Annotated in this window: 14 protein-coding genes and 1 pseudogene; 2 read left to right on the top strand and 13 right to left on the bottom strand. The window is 37.6% G+C overall.

Annotated features, from left to right (window positions below; genetic code table 11):
* The first annotated feature begins 23 nt into the window (after positions 1–23).
* The gene (locus tag ACFINM_RS02555; RefSeq protein ID WP_273791217.1) at positions 24–929 is read left to right on the top strand and encodes a LysR family transcriptional regulator; all 906 of its coding nucleotides are present in this window, start codon (positions 24–26) and stop codon (positions 927–929) included.
* A 1,157-nt stretch (positions 930–2,086) separates the two neighbouring features.
* Here ACFINM_RS02555 and ACFINM_RS02550 read toward each other — a convergent pair.
* The 4 genes and pseudogenes from ACFINM_RS02550 to ACFINM_RS02535 all read right to left on the bottom strand — a co-directional run.
* Positions 2,087–3,289: a pyridoxal phosphate-dependent aminotransferase gene (locus ACFINM_RS02550; RefSeq protein WP_375634296.1), complete on the bottom strand. Its 1,203-nt coding sequence runs from the start codon at positions 3,287–3,289 to the stop codon at positions 2,087–2,089.
* Positions 3,290–3,611: 322 nt separating this feature from the next.
* Positions 3,612–3,821, bottom strand: coding sequence for a cold-shock protein (locus ACFINM_RS02545; protein ID WP_012754908.1), 210 nt, complete (start codon positions 3,819–3,821; stop codon positions 3,612–3,614).
* 247 nt (positions 3,822–4,068) lie between these two features.
* Positions 4,069–7,554 carry a carbamoyl-phosphate synthase large subunit gene (gene carB, locus ACFINM_RS02540; protein WP_375640173.1) on the bottom strand — a complete coding sequence of 1,162 codons (3,486 nt, stop codon included), beginning with the start codon at positions 7,552–7,554 and terminating at the stop codon, positions 4,069–4,071.
* A gap of 257 nt (positions 7,555–7,811) precedes the next feature.
* A pseudogene (locus tag ACFINM_RS02535) lies at positions 7,812–7,910 on the bottom strand (integrase); the annotation flags it as partial.
* A gap of 455 nt (positions 7,911–8,365) precedes the next feature.
* Between ACFINM_RS02535 and ACFINM_RS02530 the strand changes: the two are divergent.
* A complete protein-coding gene (locus tag ACFINM_RS02530; RefSeq protein ID WP_375620707.1) occupies positions 8,366–8,890 on the top strand; it encodes a methylated-DNA--[protein]-cysteine S-methyltransferase in 525 nt (174 codons plus the stop codon).
* Here ACFINM_RS02530 and ACFINM_RS02525 read toward each other — a convergent pair.
* From ACFINM_RS02525 to thiC, 9 genes are all read right to left on the bottom strand, one after another.
* Complete coding sequence (locus ACFINM_RS02525; RefSeq protein WP_375629385.1) at positions 8,887–11,208, bottom strand: ATP-binding protein; 2,322 nt, start codon at positions 11,206–11,208, stop codon at positions 8,887–8,889. The genes ACFINM_RS02530 and ACFINM_RS02525 overlap by 4 nt on opposite strands.
* A 286-nt stretch (positions 11,209–11,494) precedes the next feature.
* Complete coding sequence (pepN, locus tag ACFINM_RS02520) at positions 11,495–14,122, bottom strand: aminopeptidase N (protein WP_375640168.1); 2,628 nt, start codon at positions 14,120–14,122, stop codon at positions 11,495–11,497.
* Between the two features lie 73 nt (positions 14,123–14,195).
* Complete coding sequence (locus ACFINM_RS02515; protein WP_375640164.1) at positions 14,196–15,035, bottom strand: uracil-DNA glycosylase family protein; 840 nt, start codon at positions 15,033–15,035, stop codon at positions 14,196–14,198.
* A gap of 448 nt (positions 15,036–15,483) precedes the next feature.
* Positions 15,484–16,242: a hydroxymethylpyrimidine/phosphomethylpyrimidine kinase gene (locus tag ACFINM_RS02510; RefSeq protein ID WP_375611294.1), complete on the bottom strand. Its 759-nt coding sequence runs from the start codon at positions 16,240–16,242 to the stop codon at positions 15,484–15,486.
* A complete protein-coding gene (locus ACFINM_RS02505; RefSeq protein ID WP_375640160.1) occupies positions 16,233–16,838 on the bottom strand; it encodes a thiamine phosphate synthase in 606 nt (201 codons plus the stop codon). Before ACFINM_RS02505 ends, ACFINM_RS02510 begins: the two co-directional genes overlap by 10 nt.
* On the bottom strand, positions 16,835–17,608 hold the full coding sequence (locus tag ACFINM_RS02500) for a thiazole synthase (RefSeq protein ID WP_375629378.1): 774 nt from the start codon (positions 17,606–17,608) through the stop codon (positions 16,835–16,837). The genes ACFINM_RS02505 and ACFINM_RS02500 overlap by 4 nt, the downstream gene beginning before the upstream one ends.
* Before the next feature lie 4 nt (positions 17,609–17,612).
* Complete coding sequence (thiS, locus tag ACFINM_RS02495) at positions 17,613–17,810, bottom strand: sulfur carrier protein ThiS (protein WP_273791115.1); 198 nt, start codon at positions 17,808–17,810, stop codon at positions 17,613–17,615.
* A 3-nt stretch (positions 17,811–17,813) separates the two neighbouring features.
* The gene (locus ACFINM_RS02490; protein ID WP_375611201.1) at positions 17,814–18,764 is read right to left on the bottom strand and encodes an FAD-dependent oxidoreductase; all 951 of its coding nucleotides are present in this window, start codon (positions 18,762–18,764) and stop codon (positions 17,814–17,816) included.
* The gene (thiC, locus tag ACFINM_RS02485; protein ID WP_375640155.1) at positions 18,761–20,596 is read right to left on the bottom strand and encodes a phosphomethylpyrimidine synthase ThiC; all 1,836 of its coding nucleotides are present in this window, start codon (positions 20,594–20,596) and stop codon (positions 18,761–18,763) included. The genes ACFINM_RS02490 and thiC overlap by 4 nt, the downstream gene beginning before the upstream one ends.
* Positions 20,597–21,735: the final 1,139 nt, after the last annotated feature.

Below are 21,735 nucleotides of genomic sequence, written 5' to 3'. Positions count from 1 at the left end.
AGAATATAGAGGTAGAATTAATTGTGGCGCCACCGTTGGATTGGGATAAGTTAAGGGTTTTTCACGCTGCAGCAGAAGCGGGATCTTTTACGCATGCTGCTCAAAAACTTCATTTATCTCAATCAGCCGTTTCACGACAGGTTTCGGCTTTAGAACAAGAGGTTGGGGTATCCTTATTTCAACGTCATGCGCGTGGTTTGATTCTTACAGAACAGGGAGAAACTCTTTATCGTACAGCTCATGATGTTTTGATGAAGCTTGAAAGTGTGCGTTTGCAATTAAGTGAAAGCTATGCAAAACCAACGGGGCACTTGCGTGTGACCTCGACCTTTGGAATGGGGGCAGGGTGGATTGCAGAGCGTATGCCAGAATTTCTTAGTCTTTATCCTGATATGCAGGTTCAGCTTTTGCTTTCCGATGAAGAGCTTGATTTGACAATGTGTCATGCGGATTGTGCTGTTCGCTTACATCAACCCAAACAACCTGATCTTATACAAAGAAAACTCTTTACAATTCATATGCATGTTTATGCTTCGGAAAAGTATATTGCAAATTATGGAAAGCCGGAAAAATTGTCTGATCTCGATGAGCATCGTATTATTTCGTTCGGTGAACCTGTTCCACCTTATTTGTCTGGTTTAAATTGGTTGGAAAAGGCTGGTAGAAGTGATGGATCATTGCGCGTTTCAGTTTTACAAATCAACAATATCATCTCAATAAAGAATGCGCTTATGCGTGATCTTGGGATTGCTGTGCTTCCTGATTATATCGTCAATAATGATGAGCATTTAGTGCGTCTTTTTCCTGATATGGTTGATATTCCCTCTTTTGATACTTTTTTTTGTTATCCTTATAATTTAAAGAATTTGGCAAGGTTAAATGCTTTTCGAGATTATATTTTTTTAAAAGCTCGCCAGTGGTCTTTTTAATATTAATATCTTAATTTATAAGGAATAATTAGCTGTTTTGCAACTTGAGACTCCCGTAATATTCTTTCGTTTCAAATTTGCCTATATTGAATCAATTAAAATTATTTGTTGCACATTAAAAGTGGAGGGAGTCCGTACGGGTAAATATTTTTGAAAAGAGGGATAAATGTTTTTTTACAAATGCTAGCAAACATGAGAGCTATTATATATTGAAAAATGGACAATCGTGTGATGGTGTAGTTAACATTTTTACTATTTAATTAAAGAGAGTGGTACATGATGGAGACAAATTTAAAGCTATGTGTTTATTGCATAGCAGATACGCTTAAGTCTTTATTGTGCTTTTCCTTATAAAATGACATAGAGTACTATCTCTTGATTATGTTGCCTCCCAGTTTCGTTTTCTTGAGTGTTCCCTTACGAAGATCTATCAGATTGATTTTATCTCTGAGGATCTTCCAAATTTGCCGGACATATGTCCGGCTTTTTTTTAATTTTTGAAAGAGTCCCTAGAAATTGCAATATATGGGAAGATGATAAAGAAAAAATTTCGAAACTGGTGGATATCCAAAAATTTTTTAAGAATACTAAAATTCAATGAGGAGTTTGAGAGGGGGTATTCTATTGTACTGTAAAAGTCTGTCTTTTAGGGGCGTGATATAAAATATTTAAAACCTTATACATGAAGTGCTTTTTATTAGAATGTGAGGTGAATATTTAAGGCAGGTCTTGTTCATAAAGCCTATGAAGTAAATCAAGTAGTTATTAAATAGAACTTAAAGGAAATTGGATTGCTTACACAACGATGGGAGGTGGCTTCTTCTTCGTTTTAGGACGAAGAAGAAGCTGAGAAATAGAAGAGATTTTATTGTAAGGGCCTTTGATTATAAGGGCAATTGTGTTTAAAAGTGCTCGGTCTTTTTTAGAGTTATAAATTGAATGGAGAAAGTAGAATAGGCGTGTCATCTCTTATGATAATAGACCGATTCATTTATTTGATAGCTAATTTTTTTTGATCTTTATCTACAGCATCTATTTTTGTGTTTATTCATAGATATTTTTGCTGAATCGATAGATTTAGTGACACAGTTTCAGATATTTTCTCGGATATACTAACATTCGGCAAAAAACAATCACAAGAGATGATATTAAAAATTTTAAATTAAACTGTTGCAAAAACGCTGTATACGTATACAAGCTTTTTCAAGTAATTCTTCTGATGTTGCATAAGAAATACGAAAAGTTGATCCAAGTCCAAAAGCAGATCCTTGGACGACAGCAACAGCTTCTGTTTCTAGAAGCGCTATGGCAAAGTCTTCATCATTCGTAATACGTTGACCATTGGGTGTTTTCTTTCCAATAAGTCCGGTGCAAGAAGGATAAACATAAAAAGCACCCTCAGGCGTTGGACAGTAAATGCCAGGAGCTTGATTTAGCATGGAGACAACGAGATCACGGCGTGCTTGAAAAATACTTTTATTTTTAGCAATAAAGTCTTGTGGTCCGTTGAGTGCTTCAACCGCAGCCCATTGTGAAATGACACTTGTTCCAGATGTTTGCTGTCCTTGAATGGTATCCATGGCTTTAATTAATTCTTGTGGTCCGCCTGCATAACCGATCCTCCATCCCGTCATCGCATAGGCTTTAGAAACACCATTCATTGTGAGTGTACGCTCATAAAGCGCTGGTTCTACCTGAGCTGGAGTCACAAAGGTAAAACCCTCATATGTGAGATGTTCATATATATCATCGGAAAGGATATAAACATGAGGATATTTTACTAAAACATCTGTAAGTTTTTTCAATTCATTATGTGTATAAGCGGCACCTGATGGATTTGAAGGAGAGTTAAAGATGAACCATTTGGTTTTGGGGGTAATGGCAGCTTCTAGCTCTTGTGGTTGGAGTTTATAAGAAAATTCGGCTTTTGTTTCTAAAAAGACAGGCGTACCATCGTTGAGTGCAACCATTTCTGGATAACTAACCCAATAAGGGGATGGAATGATGACCTCATCTCCTTTATTCAAAGTTGCCATGAATGCATTAAAGAGAATTTGTTTTCCACCAGTACCAACAATAATTTGTTCTGGTTGGTAAAGAAGGTTATTTTCTCTTTTAAACTTTGCAGAAATTGCTTGGCGCAATTCTGGAATTCCAGATATGGGAGGGTATTTTGTTTCTCCCCTTCGAATAGCTTCAATAGCCGCGTTTTTGATGTTGTCTGGGGTATCAAAGTCTGGCTCTCCAGCACTTAAAGCAATAACATTTCGCCCTAATGCTTTTAAATGACGGGCCTTTTGAGAAGCAGCAATTGTTGCAGAAGGTTTGATACGAGACAGCTTGTCGGCAATAAAAGCCATAATTTTAAATCCTTATATTATATCAACAAATGGTTATTGCTTTAAGGATATTCTATAAGAGATTATATTGTATGCAATAAAAAACTTCCAAAATACTCTTACACGGGCTTTATATTCTTCTTTTTTGAGATCTTTTACAAGATAATCTCTTCGTAGATTTTATGAAAGTTTTTGAGGAAGTATAAGAGAGGTTTGATAAATTGTGCAAAGGAGATAAGCAGTCTTTTATTTTAACAAGGTAAAATAATGCTTTATACAAAATAAAAAAATCTTCGTCTTTACAGACGAAGATTTCTAAATAAAATATTGCAGAATTTAAACTTTAAAGTGCTGCAAGGTTACCAGCGGCAAATTTTCCTGAACGACGATCTTGAAGAACATCATAAGAGATTTTTTGCCCTTCATTAAGACTGTTTAGACCTGAACGCTCGACGGCAGAAATGTGTACAAATACATCTGCACTACCATCGCTAGGCTGAATGAATCCGAAACCTTTTGTTGTATTAAACCACTTAACTGTTCCTGTAGACATAGGAAACTCCTTAGAATATATAATTATATTGAGCATTGAAGCTTTCATTTCTTCAATACGGTTGTAGATCGAAATTAGGTGGGAGAAGTTTCGCCGAAAGTGCAGATTGCACAGGAAAGAAAGTCACGTAACCGAAAATTCGATGAAACCTCTATAAAAGTTTTTAGAACAAAAAGCAAGTCTTAATCAATTTTTATATAAAGAAAAAATAAGAAAACAGTGTACATTTTGCTAAGTAGAAAAAAATTCAACTAAAATAACTTTGTAGTGAACGTACCTCAAGGTGCCTTTTTTTGAGTGCTTTGATCGCTTCTACGACGGCTTCGGCTCCAGCTATTGTTGTATAATAGGGAACATTTTGCATGAGTGCTGCATAACGTAATGATTTTGAGTCTGAGATGGCACTGGCAGTGCTAGTTGTATTAAAAATTAATTGAATTTGGCGATTACGAATAGCGTCTTCAATATGGGGATGTCCCTCTAGAACTTTGTTGATTTTTTTTGCTTCAACGTGGTGTTCGGTGAGAAATTTTTGTGTTCCACTTGTGGCGACAACAGAAAAGCCAAGCTCAGTTAAACGTTTTACAGGATTTAAGATGCGTTTTTTATCTTCATCCCTTACAGAAACGAACAAAGTTCCCTCTTTAGGGAGTTTTACACCAGCTCCAAGTTGGGCTTTAGCAAAAGCAAGCGAAAATTCATAGTCAAGTCCCATAACTTCACCGGTTGAGCGCATTTCTGGACCAAGAAGTGTATCAACACCTGAAAAACGAGCAAAAGGAAATACTGCTTCCTTGACGGCAATATGTTGTTTTTTTTGCAAAGAAGGTAATCCACCATAAGCTTGAAGAGCATCATGAAGCGTTTCTCCTGCCATAATACGTGCAGCCATTTTAGCAATAGGGCGACCAATCGTTTTTGCAACAAATGGGACAGTACGTGAAGCACGGGGATTGACTTCTAAGACATAAATGGTGTCATCTTTTATAGCATATTGTACATTCATTAAGCCGCGAACATGAAGTGCTTGTGCTAATGCTTTGGTTTGGCGCTCTAATTCAGTAACTATTTTATTTGAGAGCGTATGGACTGGTAGAGAACATGCTGAATCACCAGAGTGGATACCAGCTTCTTCAATATGTTCCATAATACCAACGATTAGTGTTTCTTTGCCATCACATAGACAATCAACATCTACTTCAATTGCTTCTGTTAAATAGGTATCAAAGAGAAGCGGATTTTTACCAAGCAATATATTGATTTGTCCTGTTGTGTCGTTAGGATAACGGACTTTGATATCTTCTGAAATTAATTCAGGGACACTCTCAAGTAAATAATTTTGTAAGCTACGTTCATCACGAATAATTTGCATAGCACGTCCTCCTAAAACATAAGAGGGACGTACAACCAAGGGGAAGCCTAGTTCGTGGGCAATGAGGCGTGCTTGTTCAATGGAGTGGGCAATACCATTTTGAGGTTGTGTTAAATTAAGTTTAAATAACAGTTTTTGAAAGCGATCTCTATCTTCTGCTAAGTCGATAGCGTCAGGTGAAGTACCTAGGATGGGGATGTTGTGTTTTTCTAGAGCGCTTGCCAATTTCAAGGGTGTTTGTCCGCCAAATTGGACGATGACTCCAACCAAATCTCCTTTTTCCTGTTCTGCTTCTAAAATAGCGATAACGTCTTCTGTTGTTAAAGATTCAAAGTAAAGGCGATCAGAGGTATCATAGTCGGTTGAAACTGTTTCAGGATTACAGTTAATCATAATCGCTTCAAATCCTGCATCACGCAGTGCAAAAGCAGCGTGGCAGCAACAGTAATCAAATTCAATACCTTGCCCAATGCGGTTTGGTCCACCGCCTAAAATAGCAATTTTTTTGCGTTCAGAAACGTGTGCTTCCGAGTGCTCTACACCTGCAAAGGGAACTTCATATGTTGAATACATATAGGCTGTAGGAGAAGAAAATTCAGCGGCACAAGTATCAATCCGTTTGAAGACGTGTTTAACATTCAGTGATTTACGTAAAGCTGCGATATAATCGGGTTCTTTCCCTGTAAGGGAGGCTAATCGCGCATCTGAAAAGCCCATAGCTTTTAACATACGTAAATTATCTGCATCTTGGGGTAATCCATGAATGCGGATACGCTGCTCCATTTCAATGATGGAGGCTATTTGTTCTAAAAACCACGGATCAATTTTGCTAATTTGGTGAATCTCATTTAAGGGTAAGCCTGTGCGCATGGCTTGAGCAATATAGCGTAGACGATCAGGGCTTGGTATGGCAATGGCTGAGCGTATAGAACTTTTTTCATCACCTTCAGCATGCTCTGGAATCACAATTTCATCAAGACCCGTAAGCCCTGTTTCAAGTCCACGGAGTGCTTTTTGTAACGATTCTTGAAAAGTGCGTCCAATTGCCATGACTTCTCCTACAGATTTCATCGCAGTTGTGAGGACAGGTGATGAACCGGGAAATTTTTCGAACGCAAAACGAGGAATTTTTGTCACAATATAGTCAATAGAAGGTTCAAATGATGCTGGTGTTGCACCACCCGTGATATCATTTGTTAATTCATCAAGTGTATAACCAACAGCCAGTTTAGCCGCTACTTTGGCAATGGGAAACCCCGTTGCTTTTGAGGCAAGCGCTGAAGAGCGAGAAACACGCGGATTCATTTCAATAACAATGAGGCGCCCATTTTCAGGATTGACAGCAAACTGTACATTGGATCCGCCCGTTTCAACACCAATTTCACGCAAAACAGCAATCGAAGCATTACGCATACATTGATATTCTTTATCGGTTAAGGTGAGAGCAGGTGCTACAGTGATCGAATCACCGGTATGAATCCCCATCGGATCAATGTTTTCAATAGAACAAACGATGATACAATTGTCGTTTTTATCACGAACAACTTCCATCTCATATTCTTTCCACCCTAAAACACTTTCTTCAATTAATACTTCTGTTGTTGGTGAAGCTTCAAGCCCACGTTCAATAATTTCATAGAATTCAGAGCGGTTATAAGCGATTCCACCACCAGTTCCACCAAGGGTGAATGAAGGACGAATAATAGCTGGAAGCCCAACAACATCAAGAGCTTGAACTGCTTTTGCTGTTGCATGAGCGATATAATGTTGTTTGCGATCAGCTTCGGTATGTCGCCAGTTGCGCTCAAGTTCTTCGAGTGCTTTGTCAAGCGCAGCACCAGAAAGCTTTGCTTTAAGTTCAGCACACGTTTTTGCGTGTTGTTGGCGATTTTCTTCTTTCAGTTCTGTTGCATTGGCTAACATAGAGCGTGGCGTTTCCAAACCGATTTTTGCCATCGCTTGGCGGAATAAAGCACGATCTTCAGCTTTATCAATAGCATCAGCATTGGCTCCTATCATTTCAACATGATAGCGGTCTAAAATACCCATACGCTTTAATGATAAAGCAGTATTGAGGGCTGTTTGTCCTCCCATAGTGGGTAAAAGGGCATCGGGACGCTCGTGGGCAATAATTTTGGCAACTATTTCAGGAGTAATGGGCTCTATATAAGTTGCATCAGCTAGATCTGGATCTGTCATAATCGTGGCAGGATTAGAATTTACCAAAATAATTCGGTAACCTTCTTCTTTTAATGCTTTACAGGCTTGAGTGCCTGAATAATCAAATTCACATGCCTGACCAATGATAATAGGTCCTGCTCCGATGATAAGAATAGATTTTATATCTGTGCGTTTGGGCATGACTTTTTCCTATGACAAATATCTATGTGCGATTGTTGCGGGCAAAATATTTCAGTTCTGAGGCTACAATCATTTTATAAGTTAAGTGACAAAGAAAGTAAGCATTAAAATACCTTTTCCATGCTTTTTTTCATAAAATTGAAGATAAATTTCCTTTTTGAGTTGAGTCATCTCGTCAGTCTATCAAAAGTATGACCTTTGATAAAAAAATAATAACAGTGCTCTAACAAATTAGAATATTCAAGCATACGTGGAGCATAAAAAGCCGGAACATCTTTCCAATCCATTGCCGGTATATTTTGTGTTTTATGACATTTTTTGCCTAAGAGAGCACGCGCTTTTTCTATTGCTTGTAAAACATAAGCCATTATTTATGGTTCAATGGGATTTCGTAAAATGAAGTGGAAAGCTTATCGTGTTGTTCTGTAAAATACTGCCGTTTAGAGCTGTGATATAAGGTATGAAAATTTACCACATTAAGGTATTTTTTGTTAGTATATGATAAAATTCAGGACAAGATTTGTCTGTAGAGAGCTTATGAAATAAACTATATCAAATGGTTTCAGTTGGAATCTGTTAGATAAATAGCAAGATTGTTGATAAATCAGCTCTGGTCGAAGTTTCTGTTTTAGGGTAGGGAACGTCAATCTATAGATGTGTCCGTTTCATAAAAGGATGAGAGTGTATTTTAATACAATGGCTAAGGAGATCATTTCAGAATGATTTTATTTGTTTTTAAAAGAGAGTGAATACTCTCCTTTTACTTTATGGATGATGTTCAAGACTTATTTAAAATATAAAGAAGGCTAAAATGCTAAACATTTCCCAAACAAGAGTATTCTGTTTGAAAGATGTATCAATAGGGAAACTTTTGGTGGCTAGGTCTCAAAAAGGGATTTGTCATATAGCGTTAGGAGATACTATAGAGCAATTATTACAGGAGTTTACGATACGCTTTGGTGATGCACAACAAGTTGTAGGTGATAATACATTTAAGAGAGAAGTTGCCCATATTATAGCCATGATAGAAACACCTAAGCTGGTAAAAAAATATAATTTTCCCTTAGATATAAATGGTACAGTTTTTCAACGACAAGTATGGGCAGTATTATGTGATATACCATGTGGTGAAACAATTTCCTATGAGATCTTAGCGTGCCGTATTGGTATGCCGAAAGCTTTTCGTGCCGTTGCTAATGCCTGTGCACGTAACGAATTGGCTGTTATCATTCCTTGTCATCGTGTTGTGCGTAAAAATGGTTTTATTTCAGGGTATCGTTGGGGGGACAAACGGAAACAGATTTTACTACAACGAGAACAAAATGGAGAAATTTAACTTTGTGTGATGGGCATTATAATCGTTACAGTTGTTCCTTTCATTTCTTTTGAAGTAATTTCAAGTTTTCCTTTGTGGAGTTCTAGCAAGGAGCGTGAAATGGCTAATCCAAGACCTGAGCCTGTATGAGACTTAGTAAGCTGATTTTCAACTTGTTCAAAAGGTTGCCCAAGTTTTTTAATTGCTGATTGGGGAATACCGACACCTGTATCTGTAATTTTAAAAATAAGGTTATTTTTTTTCTTGAAAGCGCAGACATCAATATTTCCGCCAGAAGGCGTAAATTTAACGGCATTAGAGATGAGATTAAGGAAAATCTGTTTCATTGCACGACCATCAACTTCAGCATGAAGTTCTGGGGTAATGTTTGTTGTAACAACAATATTTTTTTCTTGAGCTTGAGGCGTTAGTGTTCGTACTGCTTCACTAATGATGGGCTCAAGATCGGTATTTTTACAATCAAGCGTAAATCTTCCTGCTTCGATTTTTGACATATCAAGAATGTCATTGATAAGGGTTAGAAGATGGGTTCCTGAATTGTAAATATCATGCATATATTCCTTATAGCGTTGTGAGCCAAGAGGGCCAAAAGTTGATTGCAACATGATGTCTGAAAAACCAAGAATAGCATTCAGAGGCGTGCGCAATTCATGAGACATATTGGCTAAAAATTCTGATTTAGCCTTATTAGCACTTTCGGCGCGTTCTTTTTCTGCTTTCAAACTTTTATTAAGTTTTTCAACTTCTGTTGCGCGTTGTTGAGCACTCCCTCGTGCGCGCTTGAGTTCTTGAATGAAAGAAAAAAGACGCCTTTCACTGTCTTCAAATTTTTCCTGTTGTTGTTTAAGCTCAGAAATGTCAGTACCAATACAAACCAATCCTCCATCTTGGGTTCGTCGTTCGTTAATTTTGAGCCAACAACCATCTGCCGTTTGGCGAATACTGGTTAAGTTACCAGTACCATCATCTTTAAGGGGATATTCACTGAGTGCAGGGCGTGCCATGGCTTCGACTGTTGCACGTTGGATACCTGATTGGAGAATTTGTTTAGGAATAGCGGCATATTCGCAAAATTTGCTGTTGGACATGACTAAACGTCCTTCAGCATCCCACAAGACGAAAGATTCTGAAATGTTTTCAATCGCATCACGGATACGAAGGTCGGCTTGCGCCGTTTGTTCAGCCAATTGTTGCTGTTCACTAATATCGAAGGAAATACCAACCAAATGGGGTTCTTCTTCTTCAGTCACTTCGGCACGAATGCGCATCCATACATAATGACCATCAGCATGACGCATAGGAACGTTAATATCGATATGCTTTTTTTTACCGCTCATTAATTCCTGAGCAAGGTCAAAAAAATTTGCATCATTTGGATTGATAATGGCGCTAATTTGGGAAATTGAGAGCAATGCATCTTGAGGGACATAGCCGAGCATTTCGTACATTGCTCGTGACCAGTAGACGCGTCCACTTGCCATATTCCAATCCCATAGTCCACAGCGTCCACGCATCATTGCCATATCAATACGGTTTTGAATTTTTTCTGAAACAAGATCTGTTTTGCGTGCTCGTACAATTTGGTTATAATAAGCATAAAGAAGAGCGAGGATAACGCCACTAGTTCCAATGAATATGGTTATATTTAACGAGAGAGTTTTCCGCCATTCCATGTAAATATGTTGCATTTTTTCACTGATGAATACCCCATATTGTCCATTTTCTGTTTGCTGAAAGGAAGCAAGAGCAGGAATATCTTTTCCTATTGTAATTTTCATGATTCCAGCATGTTTTCCTAGAGCTTGCAAAGTAATGCTTTCAGAGGTAAAATTCTGTAAGGGTTTTCCTAAGACAATCTCGGAACTTGATGAAGCTAGGACATTGCCTTTTTGATCGACAATAGCAATAACAGCGCTGGTTTTTATAAAACCTTTGTTACGAAAATTGGTCAGGATATTTTGTAAATGATTATGAGAAAGAGCAGCAGCTTTTCCTTGTCGAGTGGCGGCAAGTATGTCACGGTCGATTGTATTGGTAATATGAGAAGCTAAGAGAGCGATGGTAGAATGCGTGTTTTTATCAATTGTGTTGCGCCAATCATAGATTGATAGGAAACGGATTGCTGCTAGCATAACAAGAAATGCAAGAATTACAAATGGGAGTGAATGTCGCAGCCAAGGTTCAATAAAAAGAAGTTTTTGATAGGCAGAACCAGAAAACAGATTGGTACGCTCTGTGCGCTCCTTGCGGCTTTGAGCGCTTGATTTTGAATCAGCATACACCTCCCTTGGCGCATTATATGCGTCCAATTTAGCCATCTCGCGTTCCTTTAATTCTGGAATAATGTGATTTAAAAACTGCTTCGATATTCATAGTAACCCCATCGAATGCAATGAATCAAAACAGGAGTCTTCTGTCCAGTCTTTTTTTTAAAAAAAATAATTTTACTTTTATGATTTTGGAATATGAAAAGAAAAAAGTACTTTAAACGTGATCTATAAACAGGCTTAGATTGCCTGTTTATAGATTTAATGATGATCGAATAGTTTATAGAATTTATTTTAAAAAATATCATAGCATATTGATTTAAAATAATTTTTTGTTTCAAGTGAGTAGACGATTGATGATATCAGAAACATCGCTTGATAATTTTGGCGCGGCAGCAATCGTTTTTAATGCCATTTCAAGTTTTTGTTGCCGAATAGATTCTAATTGTCGCCAAGAGCGCAAAGTTGTTAATAATCGTGAAGCAAGCTGTGGATTTTTTTTGTCAATTTCTAAAATGATTTGGCAAAGAAAATCATAGGAGGCACCATCAACTCTGTTAAAGCCTGTTAGGTTGTTAGAGGCAAAGACACCGATCAGAGATCGTACACGATTAGGATTATCCTTTGAAAATAGCGGGTGTTGCATGAGCTTTTGAACATTTTCGAGTGTTGATGTGCCAGCAACCATTGCTTGAATAGAAAACCATTTATCCATAACCAAAGGGTCATGTCGATAGCGGTTTTCAAAATCATTTAAGGCATTTTGTGCCTGCTCATTTTCATTAAAACGCTTCACGAGAACAGCGATGCTGGCCATACGGTCAGTCATATTATCAGCTGTTGCATATTGTATAGCAGCTCGATTTGGATTGGCTTCAGCAATGGAAAGGTAATCCAGTATGATATTCTTTAATGCTCGCTTTCCGGCTTGTACAGTGTCTGGTGAATAGGGTTCTTGGGTTTGCATTTGTTCATAAAATTTTGTTAAGAGTTTTTGATGTGTTTGTGCAAGTGAAGCGAGAAACTGATTGCGCACGTAATGAATACGATCTGGATCAATATTTTTACCGATTGTATGAGCAAGCTCAACTTCACTAGGTAAATTTAAACAGAAGGCACGAAATTCAGGCTCTAAGGTTTCATCTGTTATGATTGTTTCAATCAGCTTTAGCAAAGCAGAAGGGAGAGTTGCTTTTTCTTGTGTTTTATCTTGAATGCTTTGAAGCAAAGCTTGCGTCATTAAATGATTAAGAGATTGCCAGCGATTAAGGTGATTGTCATCATGTTGTGCAAGAAAAATAAGTTCATTTTCATTAAATGGCGTGTGTAGAATAATTGGTGCTGAGAAGTCTCGCAGCAGTGATAAAACGGGTTTTTCACGCAGTCCTTTTAATGTAAACGTTTGGCTTTCCTTGGATAAAAGCATAACATCTGATTGAATATCTGTATCCGCTTCATAGGTGAGGTTTTCTCCGTTAGGTCCTAACAAGCCAAATACGATAGGGATAAGCATAGGCTTTTTTGTATTTTGTTGTGGGGTTGCGGGAATATGTTGCTTTGCATGAATTGTTAAAACACCATCGCTATAATGACTATCGATTTCTACATTGGGTGTTCCTGCCTGTTCATACCATAGCATGAATTGGGAGAAGTCTTGACCAGACACTTCAGCAAAACAGGTAATAAAATCTTCAATTGTACAAGCTTGTCCATCATGACGTTGAAAATAAAGATCAGTGCCTTTACGAAAAAGAGTAGGACCTAAAATAGTCCGTATCATGCGAACAACTTCAGCACCTTTTTCATAAACAGTTGTTGTGTAAAAATTATTAATTTGGCTATATTGACGAGGACGCACAGGATGCGCAAGAGGTCCTGCATCTTCTGCAAATTGCGTCGCTTTTAATGCTTTTACATTTTCAATTCGCTGTAGGCTGCGTACATTTTGATCTGATGAAAATTCCTGATCACGATAAACAGTGAATCCTTCTTTTAAACAGAGTTGAAACCAATCGCGACAGGTAACACGATTACCGCTCCAATTATGGAAATATTCATGTGCAATGACACGTTCAACATTTCTATAATCCTGATCGGTTGCTGTTTCAGGATCGACAAGAACATATTTATCATTAAAAACGTTAAGGCCTTTGTTTTCCATTGCTCCCATATTAAAGTCGGAAACAGCAACAATATTGAAAACATCAAGATCATATTCGCGCCCAAAACATTGTTCATCCCAATGCATGGAACGTTTAAGAGCATCCATTGCATAAGTTGCGCGTTCGGTTTTTCCTTTTTCTACATAGATACCAAGCTCGATACGTCGTCCAGATACAGTTGTAAAATGGTCTTCTAACTTATCAAGATCTCCACCTACTAAAGCAAAGAGATAAGATGGTTTGGGATAAGGATCTTCCCAAATGGCAAAATGGCGATTATTTTCTAAAGTTCCTGTTTCCACCAGATTACCATTTGAAAGCAAGATTGGGATTGTTTGGGTATCTGCTTCAATTTTCACTCTATATGTAGAAAGAACATCTGGGCGGTCGTAAAAATAAGTAATACGACGAAAACCTTCCGATTCGCATTGTGAGCAATAAACACCATTTGAAAGATAAAGCCCCATAAGTTGGCGGTTGCTTTCAGGATTCAGTTCCGTAACCAATTTCAATGTAAAAGGAACCGTTGGTGGCGTTGTAATTTCTAAACGTGAAGGCGTCACTTTATAAGTGTTTGGGGCTAATATCTCATCATTAATAGAAACGGAAATTAAAGTAAGATCATCACCAGAAAGAACAAGAGGTGTTAATTCTTTTGTATCGTGACGAGGCTCAATAGACAATATGGCTATAACATAGGTTTTTGTCGGTGCTAATTGGAAAGAAAGTTGTGTTTTAGGGATAACGTAAGGGGTTGGTTGGTAGTCTTCCAAACGATAAATAGATGTTATTGGCTGTTTCATAGTTTTTTCCCATTTGTATTTTAAGAGTTAAAGAAGGGTGTGTTAATTTTAGAAGCAATATAGGATTAAAGAATTACAAAAGGCTGTCGAGGCGATTTTTTACTTCTAAGAAGTCTATCCATGTAAGCTTCTTTTGACTAGGGGTTCTAAGAAGGTAAGCAGGGTGGAAAGTTGGCATAACAGGTATTTTTATATTATCCTCGCTTTCATAAATATGCCATTTACCTCTTGTTCGGATAATCCCATTTTGAGATCCGGTAAGAAACTGTGCAGCAACGCCTCCCAGTGCTATAAGAACACGAGGACGCGCTAAATAAATGTGCCGTTCAATAAAAGGGCGGCACAAGGTAACTTCTCTTGGTGTTGGTGTACGATTTCCTGGCGGACGCCAAGGAATAGTGTTGGCAATGTAAACATTATTTCTTGTTAAGCCAATTGATGCGAGGATTTTATTAAGCAACATCCCAGCTTTTCCCACAAAAGGAATTCCTTGTATATCCTCGTCTCGTCCTGGTGCTTCGCCTATAAGCATCAGGGGGCTTCCTGCTGTTCCATCTGAAAAACAGGTATTTTTTGCTGTCAATTTTAATGAACAGCCATTAAATGCAAGGAGAGCAGATTTTAATTCATCAAGTGTCTTTGCATTTTTTGCACTCTCTATAGCTGTGGATTCATTTTGTATAGTCCTAGAGTTATGCAGCTGATGATGATCTAATTTTACGGTTGGAGATGTTTTGGGAGATGCTTGTTGATTATGAGAAATGTTCACGACAGATATTAATTTTCTCTCTGAACAAGCAGACTGCTTAAAACGATCAATAGGAAAATCTGTCAGAACGGCATCCGCACCACTTTCTTTATAAAAGTTTAAGAGTTCTTCATAGGAAATTGAGCATGGTGTTTGATTTAACATTTTATTTTTTCTAATGATCTAGCGATTATAGATCAAACAAAATTATCCTTCAAGTTTTATTAAATGTATTCGCTAGCCATTAATGTATAAGAACGCTGATAGGATTCTCTCTTTTCACAAAAAAGGCAAATCGTAAAATGCGAATGTTCGCGATTATATGCATCTTTAAATGTATAATTTGTTTAAATTGCGTTATTTCAACTTTTTAAACAGACTAAACTCACTCATACTAAAAGAATTTTTTACTGAATGCAAGTGGTGTGATAATATTTTTTATCATTATATTCTATATTTAATACTTAATGAAAGTGAATTTTGTAGTATTTTCTTTATAAGATTAATTATAAATTTTATATTATTATATTTTTTTAATAACTTTTATTAAAAAAATTAAATATATTAATTGAAATATATAAATATTACTTTTATATGAGAAAATACTAAGACGTTATAAACTATTTTTACAATGGGTTAAAAGCAATGTGTGGATATATGCTTTTGCTTTTTTTACAGCTGAAATGAGAGGTTCATTTAATGCTAAATGCGCTGCAATAGCGCTTGAGAGAATGCAACCTGTTCCTCGCATTGTTCCTTTTAAACGTGGAGTAGAGATATTTATGACTTCAGTTTTGTCAATGAAGCTATCAATTGCAAGAGGCCCCTCTGCATGTCCCCCTTTTACTAAAATAGAGCGAGCTCCCAATGACAAAAGTTTTTTTGCTTGTTGTATTGCTTGCTTATCATGAGATGCCAATGGACTTTTGCTAAGAAGAGCGAGTTCTTCTCTATTCGGTGTTAAAAGATCAACATGAGGAAGCAGTTTATCGATCATCGTGTCGATGATTGTTTCCGTTATTAGTTTTCCTCCTGATGAAGCGACAAGTACAGGGTCCAAAATAACTGGAACATGGGGATAGTCTTTGAGTACGTTACAGATTGCTGCTATAATTGCTTTTGTCCCCGTCATACCGATTTTTATTGCGCTTATTGGATTTGCTTCTAGGGCAGCACGCATTTGCGCAGCGACGAGGTCTCCACGCATTGGAATGATTTCGACAACGCGATTATCATCTTGTACGTTAACACAAGTAATTGCTAAATTTGCTTTTATTTGAAAATGTGCAGAGGTTTCTATATCACGAACAATACCAGCACCTCCTGTTGGATCAGTGCCCGCAACAATAAGAATAGAAGGTATCAACGCCATGTTTGTGTTACTTTTATCCACTGCTGTACACGCTCTTCTGGTTTTTTATGGAGGATAATATCAGTCACAACAGCAGCACTATTTGCTCCTGCTTTTAAAACACCCACTGCGCGTTCTGGTGTTAAACCACCAATACCCACCAAAGGTAAAGCACCAATCCGCTTTCTCCATTGTTTGATTTTTTCTAGTCCTTGCGGCATCCATTTCATTTTTTTTAAGATTGTCGGATAAATAGGACCAAGTGCAATATACTCAGGATTAGCAGAGAGTGCGATAGCCAATTCATGTTCATCATGTGTACTAAGACCAACTTTTATACCACTTTTACGAATTGCGTGAAGATCAGCATTGCTTAGGTCTTCTTGTCCCAGATGAATAAAATTACACTTTTCATCAATTGCTATTTCCCAATGATCATTAATAATTAATTGTGCTCCCAATTTATTGCATATGTTTTTTGCACGCTTAATATGTTGACGGATTATTTGTTGATTTTCATGTTTCATACGCAATTGTACGAGCTTGATACCAAGAGGAAGCAAACGTTCAATCCAATCAGCGTTATCAACGATGAGGTAAAATGGATCCAGTTTCATGAAAATACCGCTTTTCCAATGATTGGTGTTGAAGGGACTGCTACATTGCGTGCTTCGATCATGCCAGCTTTATATCCCATACGTCCTGCTTGAACAGCTTTAGAAAATGCTTCAGCCATTAAGACAGGATCACCTGCTTTAGCAACTGCGGTATTAAGCAGTACTGCATCATAACCGAGTTCCATCGCAATGGCGGCATGTGATGGGCGTCCAATGCCGGCATCAATAACAAGAGTAGCATCAGGAAGGTAAGCACGGATAGAACGCAATCCATCAGTATTATGAGGTCCTTTGGCAGAACCAATAGGAGCACACCAAGGCATAATAACACGGCAACCAATGTCAAAAAGTTTTTCAGCAACAATGAGATCATCCGTTGTATAGGCAAAAATTTTGAAACCTTCATTGTTTAAAATTTGAGCAGCTTCGATTAAGGAAAAAATATTTGGCTGTAAGGTATCTGAATTACCGATAATTTCGAGTTTAATCCAAGCCGTTTTAAAAAGATCTCTTGCTAATTGGGCTGTGGTTACGGCCTCTTTAACAGTATAACAACCAGCAGTATTAGGAAGCACTGTTACCCCAAGTTCTTGAAGAAATTTCCAAAATTGTCCACCTTGTTTTCCACCTGCAGTTTCACGGCGCAAGGAAACAGTTACAATTTCCGTATTCGATTTATGAATAGCATCACGAAGGATTGCTGGTGAAGGATATTGCGCTGTACCTAATAGAAGACGGGAAGAGAATTGTCGTCCATAAAGATTCAGCATAATTTTAGCCTCCTTGCATTGGGCTTAAAATTTCAATTTTATCTCCTTCATGCAAGACAAATTGGCTTCGTGCATCTATGGGAACAACTTCAGCGTTAACAGCAGTTGCAAGCCAATTTCCTTCATACCCCAATTCTTCAAGCAAGAGACCGAGAGTCATAACTTCTGTTTGGACTGTTTCACCATTAACAAATATTTGCATGTTTTATTCCAATGCCAATTCCATTGCTCGTTTTGCCATTTCTGGAGACAACAGAAAACCATGTCTATAAAATCCATTAATAGAAATAAAGTTACCATCTTTATGCACAGAAGGGAAGTTATTAGGATAACATGGACGAACACCAACGCCAGATTCAATAATTTCTGCTTCAGCAAAAGCAGGATGTAAAGTATAAGCCGCGTTGAGCAGTTCCATCATTGATCTTACAGAGATTGCACCATCAAAGTCACTTTCAATCATCGTTGCACCAATCATAAAAATATTATCTTGTCGAGGTACAATGTAAAGAGGAAACCGTGGGTGAAGAAGACGAATTGGACGCGAAATTTTAATATCGGTGCAGCGCACGAGAAGCATTTCACCGCGTACGCCCCGTATATTTTTATCTTTTCCTAAACGTGCTATTCCTGTCGCATCAATAACAATATCAAATTTTTTTTCAGCCTTCTCTACATCAACAAAACAGGCTCCATTGTTGAGAAGCTTTTCTTTTAAAGCCATAAGTGCTTTGCGAGGATCAATATGGGCTTCATTTTCATAAAAGAGTGCACAGTTAAAACGTTCAGCAAGATCTGGTTCAAGATGAGCTATTTCTGTATTATCTACGGTTTTGTGATTATGCGTACGTACAGAAAATCGTTCAAGCTCTCCTCTATCTCGTGTAGGTGCAACCACTAAAGTGCCTTTTTGTATGACAAGGTTGGGGAGCGTTTTACGCCACCATTGTATAGCTTGTACACCAAGATCTTCAACAATTTGTTCTGCACTTTCCCTTTCACAGTAAGGTGCGAGCATTCCTCCTGCATACCAACTAGCACTTCCTATAGGTGAATGAGGGGGGGCTGATACAGTAACAGAAGCACCTTTTTGCTGTAACATAAAGGCAGCTGTTAAGCCGCCTACACCTGCACCTTTGATAAGAATGTTCTTCAACTATTTACTTTCTTTTTTTGAGGAGGAACAATTTCCATATAAAGGTCACCATTTTTCTGATATTTTTCGGCCATGGCGATCATACCTTCCCCTTTTGTTTTTCTTATTGCAGCTGCCTCACGAATATCATGGGAAATACGCATAGAACAGAATTTTGGTCCACACATGGAACAAAAATGCACTAATTTATGGGCTTCTTTAGGCATTGTCTCATCGTGAAAGGCACAGGCTGTTTCTGGATCAAGAGAAAGGTTAAATTGATCATGCCATCTAAAATCAAATCGTGCACGCGAAAGAGCATTATCGCGCAATTGTGCTCTAGGTAAACCTTTAGCAAGGTCAGCGGCATGAGCAGCAATTTTATAAGTGATCACACCAGTTTTTACGTCATTCCTATCGGGGAGTCCTAGGTGTTCTTTAGGTGTTACATAACACAACATAGCAGTTCCAAACCATCCAATCATAGCGGCACCAATTGCTGATGTAATATGGTCATAACCAGGAGCAATATCCGTTGTAAGAGGTCCCAAAGTATAAAAAGGCGCCTCATGACAAAGATCTAATTGTTGCTCCATATTTTCTTTAATTTTGTGCATTGGGACATGTCCTGGTCCTTCAATCATAACCTGTACATCCTTTTTCCAAGCAATTTTTGTCAATTCTCCCAAGGTTTTAAGCTCTGCAAATTGGGACTCATCATTGGCATCGGCGATAGAGCCAGGGCGTAACCCATCTCCTAATGAAAGAGAGATATCATATGTTTTTGCAATATCACAAATTTCATCAAAATGTTCATAGAGAAAGCTTTCTTTGTGATGATGGAGACACCATTTTGCCATAATAGAACCGCCTCGTGAAACAATACCTGTTACACGATCAATGGTCATAGGAATAAATGGTAATCTTAATCCTGCGTGAATGGTAAAATAATCAACACCTTGCTCTGCTTGCTCAATAAGGGTATCACGGAAAATATCCCATGTTAAGTTTTCGGCAATACCCTGTACTTTTTCGAGTGCTTGATACAGAGGAACAGTCCCGATGGGCACAGGAGAATTTCGAATAATCCACTCACGAATATTATGAATATTTCGACCTGTAGAAAGATCCATAACTGTATCTGCTCCCCAGCGAATGGCCCAAACCATTTTATCAACTTCTTCTTCCATAGATGAAGTTACTGCTGAATTGCCAATATTGGCATTAATTTTAACACGGAAATTACGCCCAATAATCATGGGTTCGCACTCTGGATGATTAATGTTTTGTGGAATAATGGCGCGTCCACAAGCAATTTCATTGCGAACAAATTCCGCAGTATAAATTTCTGGTATTGATCCAGCAAATGTTTCATTTGATGGTACATTCTGCCGTTCTTTTACTGCTAATCCTTCATTTTCTCGTATAGCCACATATTCCATTTCTTCGGTAATAATGCCTGCGCGTGCGTAAGCCATTTGTGTAATTGCTTTGCCATTTTTTGCTCGTAAAATAGAACGTTTTTGCTTAAAGGCTGGTGTAAGGTTTTTATCAGAAGTCAATCCATTATCTTCAGGTTTAACTAATCGTGCAGGATAAGTTTCAGTATCATCCCGCTTAGAGAGCCAAGGCAAACTAATTGCTGGCAGGCCTTTTGTAATATCAATGATCATATCTTTATCTGTGTAGGGGCCAGAAGTATCGTAGACGTTTAAAGGTTTTTCACCACTGCCATCAGCCAGTGAAATTTCACGCAATGGTACGCGCACATCAGAAAAGAGAAGGCTCTGTTGATAAATTTTGCGTGAAGCGGGAAAGGGGCTACAACTGATTGATGGAGTATTTTTCTGCACAAACTTTTTCCTTATAGACACGGAGTTCAAAAATAGGTTGCGATGTTAATGGAGTTACGATGTTAATGGAGATGTATTCAAATTATCAATCACGAGCATTCAGATGAATAGGGATAGTATTGCTTTGTAGCAAAGAAAACCCAATACAGCTCAAGAAAAGTTATTTTGAAAAACTGATACAATATCTATTCTAATATTTGCATGCCTCCTCCCACTTGAAGTATTTTTGTTAATACGAATATGGTTGGCTTAAATATCTATATTGTCAATCATAAAAATATATTTTAAACGATTTTGGTGTGTTTTTAAGAGTGAAAATAGATATTATGAAGTGATAAACTATGATATTGAAGCTTTTATAAACCAGAATAAAGTTAAAAACGGCTTATCAGGGAAAAGTAGATAGTTTATGGCTTTGATTGAGATTTTTTTCATATTAAAATAATAACTCAGAATACCATAAGATCCTCTCATCATATATCTTTTCGTATAAAAACACTTCCTTGCACGTCATAAGTGGGAGCGTATGGGGCAAAGCACTTGAAGAAAGGAAGCCAAATGTCATTTAATGAACATTCTAAGAGTGAGGCTGTCAAAACGTGGGAGCCAACAAAATGTATGATGGATTCCACTTGTATCTTCAAAAGCTTAAAGCTGATGATCTATAATGGCTTGCTATTGTATCATTGACGTGCGCTGTCGTAAAATGAAAGGAGTATATTTTGAGCAATATTTCTTAAAAAGTGCGTAATATGCAATATCATTATATTTTGTTTGGGGCATTCTATTCTTCATGAGGGGGATGTTCCCATTAAGAATGCGATAAATAAAAGCGAGAAACAATACCTAATCTTTATTATAAAAATAATATTGCCTTGAATTAAGAAGAACACCAATAATTGCAAGATGTTATTTAGAATGATTTATTGTTCTTGCAAAAAAAATATACATATAATAATATATAGAGGGGGATATGCTAAGTGTGGGAGGGCAAAGGTTGGTTATGGGGCGTTTAATAAACAAGGATATTGTTCATAAAAATTGGGGGAGGGGGTGGGTTATGCTTTTTAATTTTTTCCGGATCGGATACAACCTTCAAATTTTGTGAAGGTGTGTGATATTTAATATTTCAAAGTATT

Source organism: Bartonella sp. AA168HLJHH, from assembly GCF_042197365.1.
In the GTDB taxonomy this organism is placed as follows: domain Bacteria; phylum Pseudomonadota; class Alphaproteobacteria; order Rhizobiales; family Rhizobiaceae; genus Bartonella.
Note: the sequence above shows the minus strand (reverse complement) of the source record. Positions and strands in the feature narration are given on the sequence as shown.

What these genes read in the sequence shown, in the direction of transcription:
- ACFINM_RS02550 (WP_375634296.1), bottom strand. Translation starts at nt 3,289, where the DNA reads ATGGCTTTTATTGCCGACAAGCTGTCTCGTATCAAACCTTCTGCAACA.
- ACFINM_RS02510 (WP_375611294.1), bottom strand. Translation starts at nt 16,242, where the DNA reads ATGGCGTTGATACCTTCTATTCTTATTGTTGCGGGCACTGATCCAACA.
- ACFINM_RS02500 (WP_375629378.1), bottom strand. Translation starts at nt 17,608, where the DNA reads ATGCTGAATCTTTATGGACGACAATTCTCTTCCCGTCTTCTATTAGGT.
- ACFINM_RS02505 (WP_375640160.1), bottom strand. Translation starts at nt 16,838, where the DNA reads ATGAAACTGGATCCATTTTACCTCATCGTTGATAACGCTGATTGGATT.
- ACFINM_RS02545 (WP_012754908.1), bottom strand. Translation starts at nt 3,821, where the DNA reads ATGTCTACAGGAACAGTTAAGTGGTTTAATACAACAAAAGGTTTCGGA.
- ACFINM_RS02525 (WP_375629385.1), bottom strand. Translation starts at nt 11,208, where the DNA reads ATGGCTAAATTGGACGCATATAATGCGCCAAGGGAGGTGTATGCTGAT.
- ACFINM_RS02515 (WP_375640164.1), bottom strand. Translation starts at nt 15,035, where the DNA reads ATGTTAAATCAAACACCATGCTCAATTTCCTATGAAGAACTCTTAAAC.
- pepN (WP_375640168.1), bottom strand. Translation starts at nt 14,122, where the DNA reads ATGAAACAGCCAATAACATCTATTTATCGTTTGGAAGACTACCAACCA.
- ACFINM_RS02530 (WP_375620707.1), top strand. Translation starts at nt 8,366, where the DNA reads ATGCTAAACATTTCCCAAACAAGAGTATTCTGTTTGAAAGATGTATCA.
- carB (WP_375640173.1), bottom strand. Translation starts at nt 7,554, where the DNA reads ATGCCCAAACGCACAGATATAAAATCTATTCTTATCATCGGAGCAGGA.
- thiS (WP_273791115.1), bottom strand. Translation starts at nt 17,810, where the DNA reads ATGCAAATATTTGTTAATGGTGAAACAGTCCAAACAGAAGTTATGACT.